The 16,449-nt window shown below is 64.9% G+C and carries 15 protein-coding genes, 2 tRNA genes and 1 pseudogene; 10 read left to right on the top strand and 8 right to left on the bottom strand.

Translation table 11 applies throughout. From position 1 onward, the window contains the following. Positions 1-1,300, bottom strand: a 1,300-nt coding sequence (locus ACTIIH_RS07995; RefSeq protein WP_441451351.1) for an isochorismate synthase, incomplete at its 3' end; no start/stop codon positions are given. Between the two features lie 82 nt (positions 1,301-1,382). Between ACTIIH_RS07995 and ACTIIH_RS08000 the strand changes: the two genes are divergently transcribed. From ACTIIH_RS08000 to ACTIIH_RS08015, 4 genes are all read left to right on the top strand, one after another. After that, positions 1,383-2,111: a demethylmenaquinone methyltransferase gene (locus ACTIIH_RS08000; RefSeq protein WP_441451352.1), complete on the top strand. Its 729-nt coding sequence runs from the start codon at positions 1,383-1,385 to the stop codon at positions 2,109-2,111. Positions 2,112-2,113: 2 nt separating this feature from the next. Continuing rightward, entirely contained in the window at positions 2,114-3,415 is a 1,302-nt protein-coding gene (locus tag ACTIIH_RS08005) for a geranylgeranyl reductase family protein (protein ID WP_441451353.1), read from the top strand. Between the two features lie 94 nt (positions 3,416-3,509). Then, positions 3,510-4,520 carry a polyprenyl synthetase family protein gene (locus ACTIIH_RS08010; protein WP_441090316.1) on the top strand — a complete coding sequence of 337 codons (1,011 nt, stop codon included), beginning with the start codon at positions 3,510-3,512 and terminating at the stop codon, positions 4,518-4,520. Positions 4,521-4,588: 68 nt separating this feature from the next. Then, the gene (locus ACTIIH_RS08015) at positions 4,589-5,656 is read left to right on the top strand and encodes a permease (protein ID WP_441451354.1); all 1,068 of its coding nucleotides are present in this window, start codon (positions 4,589-4,591) and stop codon (positions 5,654-5,656) included. Positions 5,657-5,713: 57 nt separating this feature from the next. Here the strand turns inward: ACTIIH_RS08015 and ACTIIH_RS08020 are convergent, their stop codons facing one another. From ACTIIH_RS08020 to rarD, 4 genes are all read right to left on the bottom strand, one after another. After that, a complete protein-coding gene (locus ACTIIH_RS08020) occupies positions 5,714-6,457 on the bottom strand; it encodes a hypothetical protein (protein WP_441451355.1) in 744 nt (247 codons plus the stop codon). After that, positions 6,454-7,371 (bottom strand): ABC transporter ATP-binding protein, encoded by a 918-nt coding sequence (locus ACTIIH_RS08025; RefSeq protein WP_441451356.1) that lies wholly within the window; start codon positions 7,369-7,371, stop codon positions 6,454-6,456. Before ACTIIH_RS08025 ends, ACTIIH_RS08020 begins: the two co-directional genes overlap by 4 nt. A gap of 3 nt (positions 7,372-7,374) precedes the next feature. Beyond that, complete coding sequence (locus tag ACTIIH_RS08030) at positions 7,375-7,776, bottom strand: GntR family transcriptional regulator (RefSeq protein WP_441451359.1); 402 nt, start codon at positions 7,774-7,776, stop codon at positions 7,375-7,377. A 200-nt stretch (positions 7,777-7,976) separates the two neighbouring features. Further along, on the bottom strand, positions 7,977-8,888 hold the full coding sequence (gene rarD / locus ACTIIH_RS08035; RefSeq protein WP_441451357.1) for an EamA family transporter RarD: 912 nt from the start codon (positions 8,886-8,888) through the stop codon (positions 7,977-7,979). Between the two features lie 179 nt (positions 8,889-9,067). Between rarD and ACTIIH_RS08040 the strand changes: the two genes are divergently transcribed. Then, positions 9,068-10,486: an FAD-dependent oxidoreductase gene (locus ACTIIH_RS08040; protein WP_441451358.1), complete on the top strand. Its 1,419-nt coding sequence runs from the start codon at positions 9,068-9,070 to the stop codon at positions 10,484-10,486. 231 nt (positions 10,487-10,717) lie between these two features. Then, the gene (locus tag ACTIIH_RS08045; RefSeq protein WP_101555975.1) at positions 10,718-11,644 is read left to right on the top strand and encodes a GTP pyrophosphokinase; all 927 of its coding nucleotides are present in this window, start codon (positions 10,718-10,720) and stop codon (positions 11,642-11,644) included. Positions 11,645-11,739: 95 nt separating this feature from the next. Here the strand turns inward: ACTIIH_RS08045 and ACTIIH_RS08050 are convergent, their stop codons facing one another. Next, a complete protein-coding gene (locus tag ACTIIH_RS08050) occupies positions 11,740-12,231 on the bottom strand; it encodes a YajQ family cyclic di-GMP-binding protein (protein WP_101555985.1) in 492 nt (163 codons plus the stop codon). A gap of 160 nt (positions 12,232-12,391) precedes the next feature. Here ACTIIH_RS08050 and ACTIIH_RS08055 point away from each other — a divergent pair. Both ACTIIH_RS08055 and ACTIIH_RS08060 read left to right on the top strand, forming a co-directional pair. Beyond that, a tRNA-Tyr gene (locus ACTIIH_RS08055) sits at positions 12,392-12,473 on the top strand. 137 nt (positions 12,474-12,610) lie between these two features. Next, positions 12,611-13,162 carry a J-domain-containing protein gene (locus ACTIIH_RS08060; protein ID WP_101594660.1) on the top strand — a complete coding sequence of 184 codons (552 nt, stop codon included), beginning with the start codon at positions 12,611-12,613 and terminating at the stop codon, positions 13,160-13,162. A 338-nt stretch (positions 13,163-13,500) separates the two neighbouring features. Here the strand turns inward: ACTIIH_RS08060 and ACTIIH_RS08065 are convergent. Both ACTIIH_RS08065 and ACTIIH_RS08070 read right to left on the bottom strand, forming a co-directional pair. Then, a pseudogene (locus ACTIIH_RS08065) lies at positions 13,501-13,979 on the bottom strand (M20/M25/M40 family metallo-hydrolase); the annotation flags it as partial. A 64-nt stretch (positions 13,980-14,043) separates the two neighbouring features. Next, complete coding sequence (locus ACTIIH_RS08070; RefSeq protein ID WP_101594661.1) at positions 14,044-15,216, bottom strand: hypothetical protein; 1,173 nt, start codon at positions 15,214-15,216, stop codon at positions 14,044-14,046. A 146-nt stretch (positions 15,217-15,362) separates the two neighbouring features. Between ACTIIH_RS08070 and ACTIIH_RS08075 the strand changes: the two genes are divergently transcribed. Continuing rightward, entirely contained in the window at positions 15,363-16,163 is an 801-nt protein-coding gene (locus ACTIIH_RS08075) for a glycerophosphodiester phosphodiesterase (RefSeq protein WP_101594663.1), read from the top strand. Between the two features lie 134 nt (positions 16,164-16,297). Then, positions 16,298-16,370: transfer RNA gene (locus tag ACTIIH_RS08080), tRNA-Thr, on the top strand. Positions 16,371-16,449: the final 79 nt, after the last annotated feature.

Below are 16,449 nucleotides of genomic sequence, written 5' to 3' on the forward strand. Positions count from 1 at the left end.
CGGGATCCGAATCCGGCATGATTCCGGCCCCGGCATACAGCCGGATCCGATTGCGGTCCTCGAGCTGACCGCAGCGCAGTGCGATGCCGAACTGGCCGTTGCCGCGCCCGTCCATCCACCCGACGGGACCGGAGTAACGGCCGCGGTCGAGGGGTTCGAGCTCATCGACATGCGCCACCGCGCTCGCCTGCGGATACCCGCCGACGGCCGCGGTCGGGTGGACTGCTGCGGCGACGTCGAGGGCGGTGAGCCCGGACTCGGTGGCAAGGTTCGCCTGCGCGTCCGACGCCGAATGGATGACATTGGCCAAGGGCAGCAGGTGAGGGCGCTCGTCGACGGTGACATCCTCGGCGACCGAACCGAGACTGCGCTGCAGCGAAGCGATGGCGAAGGCATGCTCGGTGCTGTCCTTATGCGCGCTCAGCAGCCTCCGGGCCGCGGGCATCTCCTCCATCGGGTCCTTCTCCACTCGGTAGGTCCCGGCCAGCACACGTGAGGTCACTCTGCCGTTCTCGACCCCGATGAGCAGTTCCGGGGTCGACCCGATGAGACCGGCGATGTCGAAGGTCCAGCAGCTCGGGTAGCTGCGGTTGAGTGCGCCGAGCACCGCACGCACATCGATGTCCTCATCGGTGGTGACGACCTCGTCGCGGGCGAGGACGATCTTACGCAGAGTCGGATCCTCCGAGAATGCATCCACTTCTGCGGAGGTGTCGATCGGGGTGAGCATGCCGGCGACCCGCTCGACGAGCCGAGCCCACTTCTCGGGACCGAGCTGCCCGGCTTCGGCGCGGGCCGACTGCACGCGCTGCAGCGGTTCGGCCTGCAGCACCGGTGGCAGCGGCGGCTCCTCGGCCGTCGAGATCGAGGTCAGCCACACGCGGCCGCCGCGGCGGCCGAGAACGAACTCGGGGACGTGGATGATCGAATCGACCGCCGATTCGCCCGAATATGCGACCGTGGCAAAGCACATGAGCCCGGATCCGAGCAGATCGACCTCGTCCTCGATCTGGGCCGCCTCGGTGATGGCCTTCCACGCATCCGAGAGCTCGGCGAATCGCTGCCGACCGCGAGCACGGATGCGCAGGGTGCGGCCGAAGCCGATGAGACCGGAGGTGTCTCGGACCCAACAGGAGAAGCCGTCGGTCGGCAGCAGTTCGAGCGTCTGCTCCACGGTGGTGGGCAGACCCGACTCGAAGGGGAAGCCGGGCCCGGGATCGACGTCGTCGACGAAACGGGTCCGCACGCGCAGACGGGGAGGGGCGGAGAGGATGTCGGAAGTGCCGAAAGTCAAAGTCATGTCGCCACGATTCTAGTTGAGGATCGCGAGTACCAGGTATCCGGATTCGCCCTCCAGGTTGAGGTGTTGAGAGAATATGGTCATGAACCGTGCCAAGCTGGACAAACAGCCCGCCGACGTCGCGTCGATGTTCGATGATGTCGCCTCCCGATACGACCTCACGAACGACGTCCTCTCCTTCGGGCTCGCCCGCGTCTGGAGGCGCACCGTGGCCCATTCCGTGGCCGCCGGGCCCGGTGAGCGCGTGCTCGACCTGGCCGCCGGCACCGGCACCTCCTCGATGACGTTCACCCACCACGGCGCCGAGGTGGTGGCCGGGGACATCTCCACCGGTATGCTCGCCGAGGGACGCCGTCGGCACCCGCAGATCGACTTCATCTACGCCGATGCGATGGACCTGCCCTTCGCCGATTCGAGCTTCGACGTCGTCACGATCTCCTTCGGCATCCGCAACGTCAACGACGTCGATCAGGCTCTGACCGAGATGCTGCGCGTGCTCAAACCCGGCGGACGCCTCGTCATCTGCGAATTCTCCACTCCGACACTCGACGCTTTCAGCCTCGTGTACAAGGAGTACTTGATGAGAGCCCTGCCGCCCTTGGCCCGTGCCGTGTCTTCGAACCCGGAAGCCTATGTCTACCTCGCCGAGTCGATCCGCGAATGGCCGAACCAGGACGCCTTCGCCCACCAGATCCTCGACGCCGGCTTCGACCAGGTGAAGTACCGCAATCTCACCGGCGGAATCGTCGCCGTCCACCACGCTCTCAAACCTGCCGAGGCCGCCGACACCGCTCAGCCGGCCCAGCCTTGACGATGAATGAGTTCGATGCCGAAGTCGTCGTCGTCGGTGCCGGCCCGGCCGGCTCCGCGATCGGTGCCTACCTCGCCCAGGTCGGGCACGAGGTCATCATCCTGGAGAAGTCCGGTTTCCCGCGCGACAAGATCTGCGGCGATGCGCTGACCCCGCGTGCGGTCAAAGAGGCCGGCTACCTCGGAATGGAGCTGCCGGAAGCCGACGGCTGGCACAGGAACAAGGGCCTGCGACTCATCGGCGGCGGCCACCGTCTCGAACTCGACTGGCCCGATATCGACGGCACTCCGAACTATGGGGTGACCCGCCCGCGCATGAGCATGGACGAAGCCTTCGCCCGTCACGCTCAGCGCAGCGGGGCACGGCTCTTCGAACAGGTTCGCGCCATGTCGCCGGACGTCGGCGAGGACGGGTGGATCCGCGGCGTCCACGCTTCCGGCACCGATCACCGGGGCCGCCGAGTGGGGCCCGAAGCCCACTTCCGGGCACCGATCGTCATCGCCGCTGACGGAGTCTCCTCCCGGCTGGCCGTCTCGATGGGACTGGAGAAGCGCGACGATCGCCCGATGGGAATCGCCGCCCGCGCCTATCACACGACGCCGCGGCACGCCGACGACTACATCGAATCCTGGGTGGAGATGCGGTCGACGAATGCGGCCGGGGAATCCGAGACCCTGCCCGGATACGGGTGGATCTTCCCCCTCGGCGACGGCACCGTGAACATCGGTGCCGGACTGCTCGACTCCTCACCGCAGTTCAAGTCCGTGGATCTGCGCGGAATGATGAACCAGTGGATCGCTGACATGGGGCACGAGTGGGGCATCGACGAAACCACTTCCCTGGGGCCGATCAAGTCCGCGGCCCTGCCGATGGCCTTCAACCGCACACCGCACTTCCACCGCGGTCTGCTGCTCGTCGGCGACTCGGGCGGAATGGTCAATCCGTTCAACGGTGAAGGCATCGATTACGCCCTGGAGTCCGCACGCATCGCCGCCGAGGTGATCTCGACCTACTCCCGTTACCCGCAGGCCGTGATGCGTCGTCGTCTCGAGGAGTACCCGTCCCTGCTGGGGGACTCCCTGGGCGGATACTTCACCTTGGGCCGGGTTTTCGCCTCGATCATCGGCCATCCTGCGCTCATGCAGTTCGGAATCAAGTACGGTATGGGTGTTGACGTTGTGATGGAGTTCGTCGTCAAATTGTTGGCGAACCTCTACCGCGACCCGAAGGTCTCCGAGGCCGATCTCATTGACAGGGTGATCTCCGCCCTGACCCGAATCGTCCCGGCCACCAGCAATGTCTGAGCGCACGGACCACGGTGAGACCACAGTGAAGAACTCCGAGCGCAAGGGCTGTGACAACGGCATGCCGAGAACGACTACGACGAATGACGAGGACATGAGCCACCTAGCCTCTCCGGCCACCTTCACCGGTGACGACGCCCAGCTCGCGGCAGAGATCTCGACTCAGTTGGAAACCGTGGAGGCCCGTCTCTACGAGGTCACCGAACAGACGCGGAGACTGCCCGACGAGACGTCGAAGCATCTGCTGGCCGCCGGCGGAAAACGCGTCCGTCCGAACCTGGTGCTGCTCACCGCCCGCCTCGGCGATGCGAACAACGACGACATCATCGACGCGGCCGTCGCGGTCGAACTCATTCATCTCGCATCGCTGTACCATGACGACGTCATGGACGACGCGCCTGTGCGCCGTGGAGCACCGGCCGCCCATGAGGTGTGGGGCAATTCGGTGGCGATCCTCACCGGCGATCTGCTCTTCTCCAAGGCCTCCGGCGTCACCGCGAACCTCGGCCCCGAAGCCGTGCGCATCCAGGCCGAGACATTTGAGCGTCTCGTCCTCGGTCAGCTCAACGAATTCGCCGGCCCGCCGGAGGACGCCGACGAGATCGATCACTACATCCAGGTGCTCGCCGACAAGACCGGATCGCTCATCGCGACTTCGGCGCGCTTCGGCGTCATGTTCTCCGGAGCCGATGCGGCGCTGGCCGAGTCCGTCCGGGTCTTCGGCGAACGCGTCGGCGTGGCCTTCCAGCTCGCCGATGACATCATCGACCTGACCACGACATCCTCCGAGTCGGGCAAGACCCCGGGCACGGATCTGCGTGAACGCGTGCCCACCCTGCCCGTGCTTTATGTGAGGGCCGCTGCCGCTGAGGGTGATGCCGCCGCCGCCGAGGTGGTCGACCTCCTCGATGCGGATCTGACCTCCGATGACGCTCTGGAAGCCGCTCGTGCTGCGCTGGCGGCCCATCCAGTGACCGAGAAGGCCCGAGCAGAAGCATTGCGCTGGGCCGAGGAGGCCAAGTCGGCTCTGGCCCCGCTGCCGGAGGGACGTGTCAAGGACTCGCTGTTCGCCTTCGCCGACTCCGTCGTCGCCCGCACCTCCTGAAACTTGCTTCCGACCGCTTCTGATCAGTTTCTCGGCCGTTTCGGCACAGGCACAAAGGACATACCGCGATGACGCACACCTCGGCTTCGGCACCAGTCCGGCCCGCGCAGAGATTCAGTGCCGCCGACTGGGTCGGACTCGGCGTGCTCGCATTGCTGCTCGTCGTCGGCCTGAGCTGGTCGAAATGGCTGCCGTACTGGGACAAGACTCTCACCCTGAGCCAGACCTCGCTGTGGGAGGGCTCGCCGCTCTTCGACGCCGCCGGGGACTCGGTGTCGCTGTCCGGTGCGTGGGAGTTCACGTTGGTGTACTTCACCGCCGTGTGGAAGGCCCTGCTCGTGGCGCTGCTCGTCGCGGCCGCCGTCGATGCCCTGGTGCCGCGCGACTGGCTGCTGAGGCTGCTCAATCGTCGCAGCCACACCGGTCAGTCCCTCGTCGGTGCCGCCTTGTCGATGCCGTCGATGATGTGCACCTGCTGTGCGGCGCCGGTCGCCGCAGGTCTGCGGGATTCGGGCGTCCGGCGGTCGGCCGCTCTTGCCTATTGGGTGGGCAATCCGCTGCTCAACCCCGCAGTCCTCATCTTCTTGGCTCTCGTCCTGCCATGGCAGTACATGGCCGTGCGCATCGTCTTCGCGCTCCTCATCGCCGTCGGTGCGGCTGCTCTCATCGGACGGTGGGTGAGCGGCCCCGTCGAGGTGGCACCCGAGCCCGATGCCGCCTCGGCGCGTCTGTCGTCGCTGCCCATCCGCTACCTGCGGTCCTTGGCCAGGTTCACGCTCATCCTCGTGCCCGAACACCTTGCGCTCGTGTTCGTCATCGGATTCATCGCACCATGGCTGACCGGGGTCTTCGGGCTCGAAGCCCAGTTGGGTGCCGGTGCGGTCCTGATCGTGGCGGTCGTGGCGACCCTGCTGGTCATTCCCACCGGTGGAGAGATTCCGATTATCCTCACCCTCGTGCCACTCGGCGTCGGCGCCGGTGTCACGGGTGCTCTGCTCATCGCCTTGCCAGCGCTGAGCATTCCGTCGATGGTCATGGTCGGCAAAGCGATGGGGTGGAAGACGACGGCAGCAATGGGCGCCGCCGTCGCGGTCGCCGCGGTACTGGCCGGGGGAGCGCTGGCCCTGCTCAGCTGAACCACCCCACGGTGGGACCGCCTCGGTGACGGTGTCTTTTGGTCGCGATCGAGCTGACTACGTCGTCAGACGACGGAGGGTGAGATAGGACCCGGCAGCGAAGACCACGGTCAGCCCAAGCGCCCACAGTGCCAGTCCGAGCGCCTCCGCCTGCGCCAGCCACATCCACACCTCGCCCCAGCCCCGACTGATGCTCACCCATGCGGCTCCGGCGAGCAGCACGAGGCCGATGACGATGACTGCTAAGGTCAGGATGAGCGAGCCGAAGCGGTGCTTGACGATCGCAAACCAGAAGCCGAGGACGAACCACAGCATCGTGAGTACGAAGTAGATGAGCCCGGCGGCGAAGGGGCCGTGCTCCCACACCCACGGCAGATAGGCGAAGTAGCCGCCCATGCCGTAGCCGTCGGTGGCCTGTTCGATGAGTCCGAGTGCGACGAAGACGGCCGAGATCCCCACGGCGCTGATTGCGGCCGCGATCAGGGAGCCGAGGTAGAACTCTCGGCGGGTAAGGCTCATGGCCTGTGAGAAGTAGAACGTGAGGTTCATCGCCTGGGCACCGACGACGGCGAAGTACCACAGCGGTGCCTGTGACCCTCCGCTGTACATCGGGCCGTCCGCTCCCGATGAGGAGATGATCCAGTAGATGACGAGAGTGATCAGCCACACCCCGCCGAGGACGAGGACGGGTACCCAGACGAAGGTCTGCGTATTCGTGAACTGGAGGCGGACGACTCCCAGCGTGCGGTTCTTCGGTCGGTCGGCTGGTGTCTGGGGCGGGTGGTCGAGTGCGGCGGTCATGACTGGAGGCTCCTGATGTCGTTCTCGGCTCTCGGATGGTCCGAGGCGTCTGCCTGTGTGCTGCGGACGATGAGCTGCTGGAGGGAGACGGGAGTGAGATCGAGGTTGGCCTCGGCGATGAGTTCGCGATCGGCATTGCTGAGGTGGCCGAGCATCGTCACCGAGGCGACTCGACCGAGGAATTCGCGGTGGATGACCTCACGGCCGGCAGCGAGGCGGTTGATCGCATCGGCGTCGCCGACGATGTTGACCGCACGGTTGCGGACCTCCTCGGTGGTCTCGTCCATGATGATGCTGCCGCGGTCGATGACGATGACGTTCTCAATGAGGTCGGCAACTTCGTCGATGAGGTGGCTTGAGAGCACGATGGTGCGCGGATGCTCTGCGTAGTCGGCGATGAGCCGGTCGTAGAAGGTCTGCCGGGCGACGGCGTCGAAGCCGAGGTAGGGCTCGTCGAAGAAGGTGATCTCGGCGCGGGAGGCCAGGCCGATGATGACGCCGACGGCCGACTGCTGGCCGCGGGAGAGCTTCTTGATCGGCGTCTTCAGCGGTAGTTGGAAGTCGTCGATGAGCTCCTCGGCGAAGTCGTGGTCCCAGTGCGGGAAGAGCAGTCGGGCGTTGCTCAGGGCGTGCCGGGCATTCGAGTCGTCCGGATACTTCTGGCTTTCGCGGACGAAGCACATGCGGCCCAGCACCCGGGCGTTCTCGTACGGGTTCTCACCGAAGACTTCGACCTCCCCGCTGGTGGGGAAGTTCTGGGCGGTGAGGATCGACATCAGTATCGTCTTGCCCGCGCCGTTGCGGCCGAGCAGTCCGTAGATCGAATCCTCGTCGATGGTGAGGCTGATGTCGTTGAGTGCGGTGGTGTGTTTGAACGTCTTGGTGAGGTGGCGGACCTCGATGACGGAGTTCATGAGTCATCCCTTCGCTTCGGTCGGGTCAAGTGCGGTGGTCAGGCGGAGTTCGTGGGAGCGCTCTTCGATGAGCGCGATCACGTCCTTCGCACCGAGGCCGAGGCGGTTGGCCTCGCTCAGCAGGGGGCTGATGAAGTTCTCGGAGAAGTCGGTGCGGTGTTCGTTGATGAGCAGAGCGCGGGCTCCCTCGGTGACGAACATTCCGATGCCGCGCCGCTTCTCCAACACGCCCTTGTCGACGAGCCGGTTGATGCCTTTGGCTGCGGTGGCCGGATTGATGGAGTAGAAGCTTGCGAGCGCGTTCGTCGATGGTGCTCGGGAAAGTTCGGGCAAGGTGCCGTTGAGGATCGAGTCCTCGACCTTCTCTGCGATCTGAGTGAACAGGGGTTTGGCGTCGTCGATCACATTCGGCTCCATGTGAGTTGGTTAGTTACTTAACTAATGAACCATGGTTCCGAGAGTGGTGTCAAGGGTCGAAGGCGATCCGAGCGGGCAATCCTGGCCCTTACCCCAACTACTACCTGACGGCGGCTGAGCAACCTCGCGCGAGGTTGCTCAGCCGCCGTCAGGTAGTAATAGGGAGGTGCCGGGGGTTTCGTTCCCGGTCAGCGGCGTCGGCTGTGGCGGATCATGTCCGTGCACAACAGGATCACGGCGATCCAGATGACGAAGAACCCGATCCAGCGGGTCATCGACATCATCTCGCCGAGCACCGTGACGCCGAGGGTGAATTGGATGGTTGGGGTGAGGTACTGGAGCATGCCCACCCAGGACAGCGGGATGCGGCGGGCGGCGGCGCTGAAGAGAATGAGCGGGATCGCGGTGGCGGGCCCGGTGATGATGATGACGAAGACGTGCCAGCCGCCGAAGCCGGTGAACGTCTGCAGCCCCAGTGATCCGAGGACGATGAGGTAGATCGCCGAGGGTACGGCGAGGACGAGGCTTTCGACAGTCATGCCTTCGAGGGCGCCGACTCGGCTGCCGACCTTGTTCTTCACCAGCCCGTAGAGGCCGAAGGACAGGGCGACGGTGAAGGCGAGGTAGGGGACTCGGCCGAGGCCGATGCCGACGATGATGACCGCGAGCAGACCGAAGCCCACGGCCGTCCACTGCAGTGGACGCAGCTTCTCGCCGAGGAAGATGACGCCCAGACCGATGGAGATGAGCGGGTTGAGGTAGTAGCCGAGTGAGATCTCGACGAGTTGGTTGGTTTCGGCCCCGTAGATGAACGTCGTCCAGTTGATGGCGATGAGCACCGAGGCCAGAAGCAGCAGGCCGAAGAGGCGCGGTGAGCGCAGAATCTGCCAGGTGCGCAGGAAGCCGCCGGTGAAGACGAGGAGGATGGCGCAGAAGACCAGCGACCAGATGACTCGATGGGAGACGAGTTCGAGGGCGCCGGTGGGGGCTGCGGCGGCGAAGAGCAGCGGCATCACGCCCCACAGCAGGTAGGCGGAGAATCCGTTGATCAGGCCGGCACGGCGGATTGCGCTCTCTTCGGGGGCAGGGTTCTGGCTCACATGTTTCAGTCTATTGAGGGCTGGGCTCGGGGGAGCCGGCGGGACCGCCCGTGAGATGGCAGGGCGGCGAGGGATGCAGTCTGCTGACCAGGCGGCGGTGATGCGAGTTTGGTCACGTCATTGTAAGGATGACCTACATTGACGATAGACTCGGTGGGACTGAACAGAGAGGTGTGAGAATGACTCGTCCCTTCCGGGTGGCCATCGTCGGCGCCGGTCCTGCTGGGATCTACGCGGCCGATCTCATGACAAAGGCGGAGCGTGACTTCGATCTGAGCATCGATCTCTTCGATCGTCTGCCGACTCCCTTCGGGCTCGTCCGCTACGGAGTTGCTCCCGACCACCCGCGGATCAAGGGCATCATCAACGCCCTGATCAAGGTCCTCGACCGAGGCGACATCCGCCTGTTCTCCAATGTCGAGTACGGAGTCGACCTCCACCTCGAAGAGCTCACCGACCGCTATGATGCGGTGATCTTCTCCACCGGCTGCTTCGTCGACGCCGCACTCGATCTGCCCGGCATCGATCTGCCCGGATCCTACGGGGCCGCGGACTTCGTCAACTGGTACGACTCGCACCCCGACGTCCCGCAGTCCTGGCCGCTGGATGCGCAGCGCGTCGCCGTCATCGGCAACGGCAACGTCGCCCTCGACGTCGCCCGCGTGCTCGCGAAGCAGGCCGACGATATGCACACCACGGAGATCCCCGATCACGTGTACGAGGGGCTGAAGTCCTCGAAGGTCACCGATGTCCACATCTTCGGCCGCCGCGGACCCGCCCAGGCGAAGTTCACTCCGCTGGAGCTGCGTGAGCTCGGCGCCGTCAAGGACGTCGACCTCATCGTCTACCCCGAGGACTTCGAGTTCGATGAAGGGTCGATGCAGGCGATCGAGTCGAGCAACCAGACCAAACAGGTCGCGAAGACCCTCACGGACTTCACCATGCGCGAACCCACCGGAGCCAAGCGCCGCCTCCACCTGCACTTCCTGCACGCACCGGTCGCCATCCTCGGCGAGGACCAGGTGACGGCGCTGCGCACGGAGCGGATGGAACTCGACGGGAACGGCGGAGTCAACGGCACCGGAAGCTTCCATGATTGGGAGCTCGACGCCGTTTACCGGGCCGTCGGTTACGCGGGCACGCGACTGCCGCAGCTGCCTTTCGACGATCGCAAGCGTGTGATCCCGAACCACGAGGGTCGCGTCGTCGACTCCGACGATCAGACCACGGCCGCCGACGCCGACGTCGTTCAGGGCGTCTACACCACCGGGTGGATCAAGCGCGGACCCGTCGGCCTCATCGGCCACACGAAGGGCGATGCGCTCGAGACCATCGGCCACATCCTCGACGACCGTGCCGCCGGTGCGCTCACCGATCCGGTGTACCCGGACGAATCGGCCATCATCGAACTCCTCGAATCCAAGGGCGTCGACTACGCCGATTGGGAGGGCTACCACCGCGTCGAGTCCGCTGAGAAGGCTGCCGGCGAGGTCGAGGGACGTGAGCGGATCAAGCTCGCCACCCGTGAGGCGATGCTCGCCGAGGCGCGCGGACACGTCACCGCCGAATCCGTCGGTCAACCGTCCGCCGGCAGCTGAGGCATCCCGCACCGTCAGTGCGTTGCCCTCTCGTTAGTGTCATCTCCTCCACTTCGGACACCAGCAGGCACCGTCAGTGGCTTCTCTCCCCGTTGCAACGGGTGGACGAGTCGCTGCCGGTGCCTGATGCTTCCACCGCGTAGAGTCGGAGACGTCCAGACCACGCCAGCGCACACCAAGTCGCACCAGCGAGCGTGGACCATTGCGCTGAAGGCCGGCAGGGGAGACCGCGTGAGAAACGAATCGCAGCTCAAAACGATCGTCGAACGTGCCTATGTCGAACGGCTCAACGCCTGGCAGACGGCGGCGGTGCGGATCAAACACTGGCTGACCGAACAGCAGAAGGGCCTGCTCAAGGACAAGGACATCTCCCGCCTCGACGTCGATGGTCATCGGATCAAGGACGCGGCACGGACCCTGGCGAAGCTGACGGAGAAGACCGACGACGATCCAGATCTGACGATCACCTCCGCCGAGGATGTCGAAGACCAGATCCGCGACATCGTCGGCGTCAAGGTGCTGTGCAAATCACCGCGTGATCAGTCGATGATGTTCGCCGCGCTGCGCGATCCCGATCAGCTTGGCGCGTTCGAACTCATCGAGTGGAAAGACTACACGGACCCGCCGAAGGCCAGCGGCTACCGTGCGTGCCACGTCATCCTGCGCATCCCGTCTGACCAAGGGCCGCCCGTCTTCGCCGAGATTCAGGTCAAGACCCGGCTCCAGGACGCCTGGAGCGAACTGACCCATGAGGACATGTACAAACCCGGCGCTGCGATGAAGCCGAGCAAGCTCCACGGCGAATTCGCCCGTGCCATGGCGAACATGCTCGCGACCGTCGATGACATGGCCGATACCCTCGCCGTCGAGCTCACCGCGCTGACGAATCCGGAACCCGTCGTCGAACTCGACGAACTGCGGGAACAGGACACGGGAATCGATGTCCGGGTCCGCGCGACCGGCCCGAAATACGCGCTCGCCGTCGACGGCTCGGGACGCCAGGGCCTCATCCCCGCCTTCGCCATCCGTCGCCTCAGCGGCCAGAAGGGCACCATCAAGGTCAATGATTTCATCCACCTCGGCGATCGCCTCCGGGCCAGCGTCGAAGAGGACTCGAAGGGTCTGTACTACATCCCGCTCGAACTCCCCGAACACTGACCGGCCTCTTGCGGGTCACAGCGTTACGGGCGAATACGACACCGGCCCGGTCCGCACTCAGCAGCGCGGATCGGGCCGGTGTGGTGCGCTGGCAATCAGCGGTAGTTCGTGAACTGCAGGTCGACCTCGAGGTCCTGGCCTTTGAGCAAGGCGATGACTTCCTGCAGGTCGTCGCGCTTCTTCGAGCTCACGCGCAGCTCGTCGCCCTGGATCTGCGCCTTGACGCCCTTTGGGCCTTCGTCACGGATGATCTTTGAGATCTTCTTTGCGTTGTCCTTGTCGATGCCCTCCTTGATCGAGGCATCAATGCGGTATTCCTTGCCCGAGGGGTAGGGGTCGCCGTCCTCGAGGGACTTCAGCGAGATTCCGCGCTTGACCAGCTTCGATTGGAAGACGTCGAGGATGGCCTTGACGCGGTCCTCGCTGTTGGCTTTCATCTGCACGGCTTCGCCGCTCCAGGCGATCGACGCATCGGTGCCGCGGAAGTCATAGCGAGAGTTGATCTCCTTCGCCGCCTGGTTGAGGGCGTTGTCGGCTTCCTGGCGGTCGACCTTGCTGACGATGTCGAATGAGGATTCGCTGGCCATGAATGCTCCTTTGTCTGCGATCGGTGGTGCCCGATGGAAACGGGCTCGGCTGTTGGGTCCGAGTCTAGCCGAGGCTGCGAACTGTGATCTGCGTCTATCGAGTTGGAGATTCGGGTCCGAGCCTTGTATTCTTTTCAGGTGCTCATCGAGCGCCACCTGCGGCAGATTGCCCGAGCGGCCAAAGGGAGCTGACTGTAAATCAGCCGGCATTGCCTTCATAGGTTCGAATCCTATATCTGCCACGCAGAACGGAGAAGCTCCGTGACCGAGAGGTCACGGAGCTTCTCTCATTTTCCACCCGTTCCCTTGCCCAGGCGCCCGACCGACGCCTACCGTGTGAGGACAAAGCGGAAATGCTCCGCCGGGGAGGGCCGAACCGATGAGCGATGACACGGACGATGCGCAGCCGCCTCGGCGTTTGAATTCGCTCGAGGACCGCAACGCTGTCGTTGAATCCGCTCTCGACCGAGCCATCAAGCGCGGGGACTTCGACGATCTGCCGGGCCGCGGCAAACCGCTGACCGGTCTGCACGGCTCATCCGATCCTGACTGGTGGATCAAGCAGAAGTTGGATTCCGAGGGCATCAACGGTGTCGCCCCGGCCGCCTTCCAGCTGCGCAAGGAGAACGCCGTCCTCGAGGACACCGTCGACGCCTTCACCGAAGAATCTGACGTCCGCGACTACCTCGCCGGCTTCAACGCCCGAGTCCGCGAGGCCGTGATGGATCTGCGCGAGGGCCCGCCCGTGTTCACTCCGCCCCGCGACGTGGAGAAGGAGGTCGCCGCATGGCGGCGGCGTCGGAATGCGATGAAGAACGACTCCGTCACCGAGGCGGAACCCGGGGATCCCGAGGCGGAACCGGGGTATCAGCCCGTCGATCCGGAGTCGGTGGGTTCACCTCGGCGATGGTGGCATCGTTTCCGTCGCTGATGCAGGATCGGGCATCGGCAGCCACACCAGCCGGCCTCCGCCGCGCACGCCGCCGTGCAAGCCGCCGCGCACGCTTGCGGCTAGACCGTGTGCGTCGCCTTCGCCAGGCGTTCGACCGCCAGGTGGACCAGGAGCGCCGCCTGATCGCCGAGCACCGAATCGTCGAAGGGGGAGTGGTTGTTTCCCTGTCGTTCCGCGGGAACGTCCAGGCGTTCGACCCCGAACATGAGGTACGTGCCCGGGACTTCGCGGAGGACAAACGAGAAGTCCTCGCTCGGCATGATCGGCTGCTCGAGGAGCTGCACCCGGTCCTCGCCGAGGGAGCCGCGGAGTTCGTCCATCGCCCTCGTGCCGGAGGCGTCGAGCACGCCTTCGTCGATCATCACTGCCGCTCCGTTGCAGCCTTCCTCTCCGGGCTGGAACATGACGACGACGTCCCCGGCCAACCGGTCGCGATGCGCGTGGAGCAGTCGCGCGGCTCCGACGAGACCAGCCGTATGCAGGTCGTATCCGCAGGCGTGCATATGTCCGTTCGTCGAGGCGAACGGCTCATCCGTCTACTCGGTCACCGGGAGAGCGTCCATATCTCCGCGCAGCAGCACCGCTGTAGCGGCGGCCGGCTTGTTCGGGTGCGATCCGCGCAGTACGACCACCACCGAGGTGGCGCCCACACCCGTGGTCACCTCGAGATCGAGCCCGGACAGGGCATCGAGGACCCCCGCCTGCGTGCGGGGCAGATCGAGACCGACCTGTGGGAACGTCGCAGCTCCTGCAGCGCCGGGAGCAGAGCCCGGCCATCGGCGAGCAGATCGTGCATGGTGGCCTTTCCGGTGGGGAGTCAGCGTCGTCGGGGCGAGGGCCCCTGGCAGTCGGCAAAGTGGTCAGAGCAGGCTGACGAGCACGCTGGCGATGACGACGGAGCCGGCCGACACCGAGGTGAAGCCTCCGACGAGCATGGGCGGAAGCATGACATTGAGCAGCGCTTCCTTCTCATCGTCGTCGCGGGCGATGGACCGGGCGACCTCATTGGTGAGCAGATAGTCGGCCGGGAAGCCGTACATCGCTGTCAGCGCCACCGACATGCCCAGCGGGGCCTTCCAGCGCAGCACCTTCGTAGCGACGAAGCCGCCGATGACGATGCCGGCACCGCCGACGACGAGGATGGTGATCGTCGGCAGCAACGCGTTGATGACGTCCTGCACGGACGCGGAGACCAGCGGGGCCATGACGATCGCGATGACGCCGGCCATGGCGACGCCGAAGGAGTTCGACCGCTCCATGGCTTTGTCCGGTGAGAGACCGGTCGCGGCCGCGGCGATGCCGAGCAGGAGGGCGAGGATCGAGGACGGGATGTGCGTGGGCACGGCCAGCAGCGTTGCGATCGATCCGCCGACGAGGATGAGGAAGAGCATGAACAGCTGATTGTCGACGAGGAAGGACGGCAGGGTCACGAGCTTCTTCTTCTGCGCGGCCTCCTCTTCCTCTTCGTGATGGGCGGCGGCGAGCTCGTGGAGTTCGCCGCTGTCGCGCAGCTTCGTCGCATAGCGGCGGAGCAGGAAGTTCGTCAACGGCATCGACGGCAGGGATTGGAGCATGAGCACGAGCGCGGGGAGGACGATGATCGCCGAGGCGGCCCCCTGAGCCGTGAGTCCCTCGGTCGTCAGGCTGGTGGCGACGATGCCGCCGGCCAGCGGTCCGGAACCGGCGACGAAGGTGTCGAAGCCGAAGATCGGGGCGACGACTGCGAGGACGAGGAGGACGGCGACGAGCATGCCCGAGACGGCGATGATCACCGAACGCCATTGCTTGGCCATCACCCGCAGCGGGATGAGCGTGCCCATATGGAACAGCAGCGGAGCGACGAGGATCGTGTAGATCTGCACGAGCATCGAATCGTCGACGATCGACTCCGGAACGATGCCGATCTTGGCGAAGACGAAGATACCGAGCATTGCGACCAGCAGACTGGGGATCCGCGCTTTCGACCAGATCGAGACCAGCTCGCCGAGAGCGATGAAGGCGAGGACGATTACGGCAGCGAAGATAGCTTCCATGGACGATCCTTACAGTTGAGTGAACCAGATCACACGATACTACGTCGCGGGCCGCGCTCGAAGGTTTCGGCGAGATTTCCTGATAGCCGGGAGTTGACCGTTGCAGCGGGGCGACGGTCATCGAGGGCAGGGCATAGGCTGAAGGCATGAGTTTTCTGCAGTTCATCCACGAGCGGGGCATCGTCGAACGCCCGGGATCCGGCAGCCGCCCACTGGTGATCGCCCACCGCGGCTATTCCGCCGTGGTTCCCGAGAACAGCCTGGCCGCGGTCGATGCCGCACGCGCCCTCGGTGTCGATCTCATCGAGGTCGACACCTCGACCAGCGCCGATGGCGTCCCCGTCATCCTCCACGACCCGGACCTGGACCGAACCACGAACCGAAAGGGGCCCGTGGTCAATCTCACCGCCGAAGAGCTGTCGTTCGTCGACGCCGGCTCGTGGATGGGGCCGGGCTTCTATGGAGTCCGCATCCCGACTTTGTCGGCCGTGATGCGAGATATCCAGCACCAAGGCGGTGAGTTGCTGCTCGAGCTCAAAGGAGAGTGGTCATCGGGTGCGGTGGCGAGGATCTCGGAGCTGGTGGTGGAGACCGGGATTGCCGACCGGATGGTCGTCCAGTCGTTCAATCTCGAAACACTTGAGACCTGTCGGGACATGCTGCCGATGGTGGCTCGCTTCCTCCTGCGCATGGTTCCGAAACCCGAGGACATCGAGATCGCTCGCGATCTCGGGGCGGTGGCGATCAACCCTTCGTACAAAGGGTTCTCCATGCGCAAATCCGTCGTCACCGAGATTATGGACAACGACTTCGGTGTCTTCGTCTGGACTGCCGACGAGATGAACGAATGGAGGGAGCTCCTCGGGGCCGAGGTCGACGGGATCATCACGAACCATCCCGGTCGCCTGCAGGGATACCTTGCGGGGCGATTCGACCCCCTGGAATGAGTGTTTTTACTGGTGAGGGCGGTTCAGGCTGGAGCTCTGTGTGAGGTTTGGCTGGAGATCGCGGGCCGTGTGAGTGACGTCACTGACACCCGATTTGCCCAGAGCGAGCGAACCCGTGTAAATTCTTACCTGTTGCCCCGATAGCTCAGTCGGCAGAGCATCTCCATGGTAAGGAGAAGGTCAAGGGTTCGATTCCCTTTCGGGGCTCTCGTGCCGCCTAGAATGCGGCGCTGGGGCGGGGTAGCTCAGCTGGTTAGAGCGCACGACTCATAATCGTGAGGTCGGG

The organism is Brevibacterium sp. (assembly GCF_052105255.1).
Lineage (GTDB): Bacteria > Actinomycetota > Actinomycetes > Actinomycetales > Brevibacteriaceae > Brevibacterium > Brevibacterium linens_B.

What these genes read in the sequence shown, in the direction of transcription:
- ACTIIH_RS08020 (WP_441451355.1), bottom strand. Translation starts at nt 6,457, where the DNA reads ATGACCGCCGCACTCGACCACCCGCCCCAGACACCAGCCGACCGACCG.
- ACTIIH_RS08015 (WP_441451354.1), top strand. Translation starts at nt 4,589, where the DNA reads ATGACGCACACCTCGGCTTCGGCACCAGTCCGGCCCGCGCAGAGATTC.
- ACTIIH_RS08050 (WP_101555985.1), bottom strand. Translation starts at nt 12,231, where the DNA reads ATGGCCAGCGAATCCTCATTCGACATCGTCAGCAAGGTCGACCGCCAG.
- ACTIIH_RS08070 (WP_101594661.1), bottom strand. Translation starts at nt 15,216, where the DNA reads ATGGAAGCTATCTTCGCTGCCGTAATCGTCCTCGCCTTCATCGCTCTC.
- ACTIIH_RS08060 (WP_101594660.1), top strand. Translation starts at nt 12,611, where the DNA reads ATGAGCGATGACACGGACGATGCGCAGCCGCCTCGGCGTTTGAATTCG.
- ACTIIH_RS08075 (WP_101594663.1), top strand. Translation starts at nt 15,363, where the DNA reads ATGAGTTTTCTGCAGTTCATCCACGAGCGGGGCATCGTCGAACGCCCG.
- ACTIIH_RS08005 (WP_441451353.1), top strand. Translation starts at nt 2,114, where the DNA reads ATGAATGAGTTCGATGCCGAAGTCGTCGTCGTCGGTGCCGGCCCGGCC.
- ACTIIH_RS08010 (WP_441090316.1), top strand. Translation starts at nt 3,510, where the DNA reads ATGAGCCACCTAGCCTCTCCGGCCACCTTCACCGGTGACGACGCCCAG.
- ACTIIH_RS08000 (WP_441451352.1), top strand. Translation starts at nt 1,383, where the DNA reads ATGAACCGTGCCAAGCTGGACAAACAGCCCGCCGACGTCGCGTCGATG.
- ACTIIH_RS08040 (WP_441451358.1), top strand. Translation starts at nt 9,068, where the DNA reads ATGACTCGTCCCTTCCGGGTGGCCATCGTCGGCGCCGGTCCTGCTGGG.
- ACTIIH_RS08025 (WP_441451356.1), bottom strand. Translation starts at nt 7,371, where the DNA reads ATGAACTCCGTCATCGAGGTCCGCCACCTCACCAAGACGTTCAAACAC.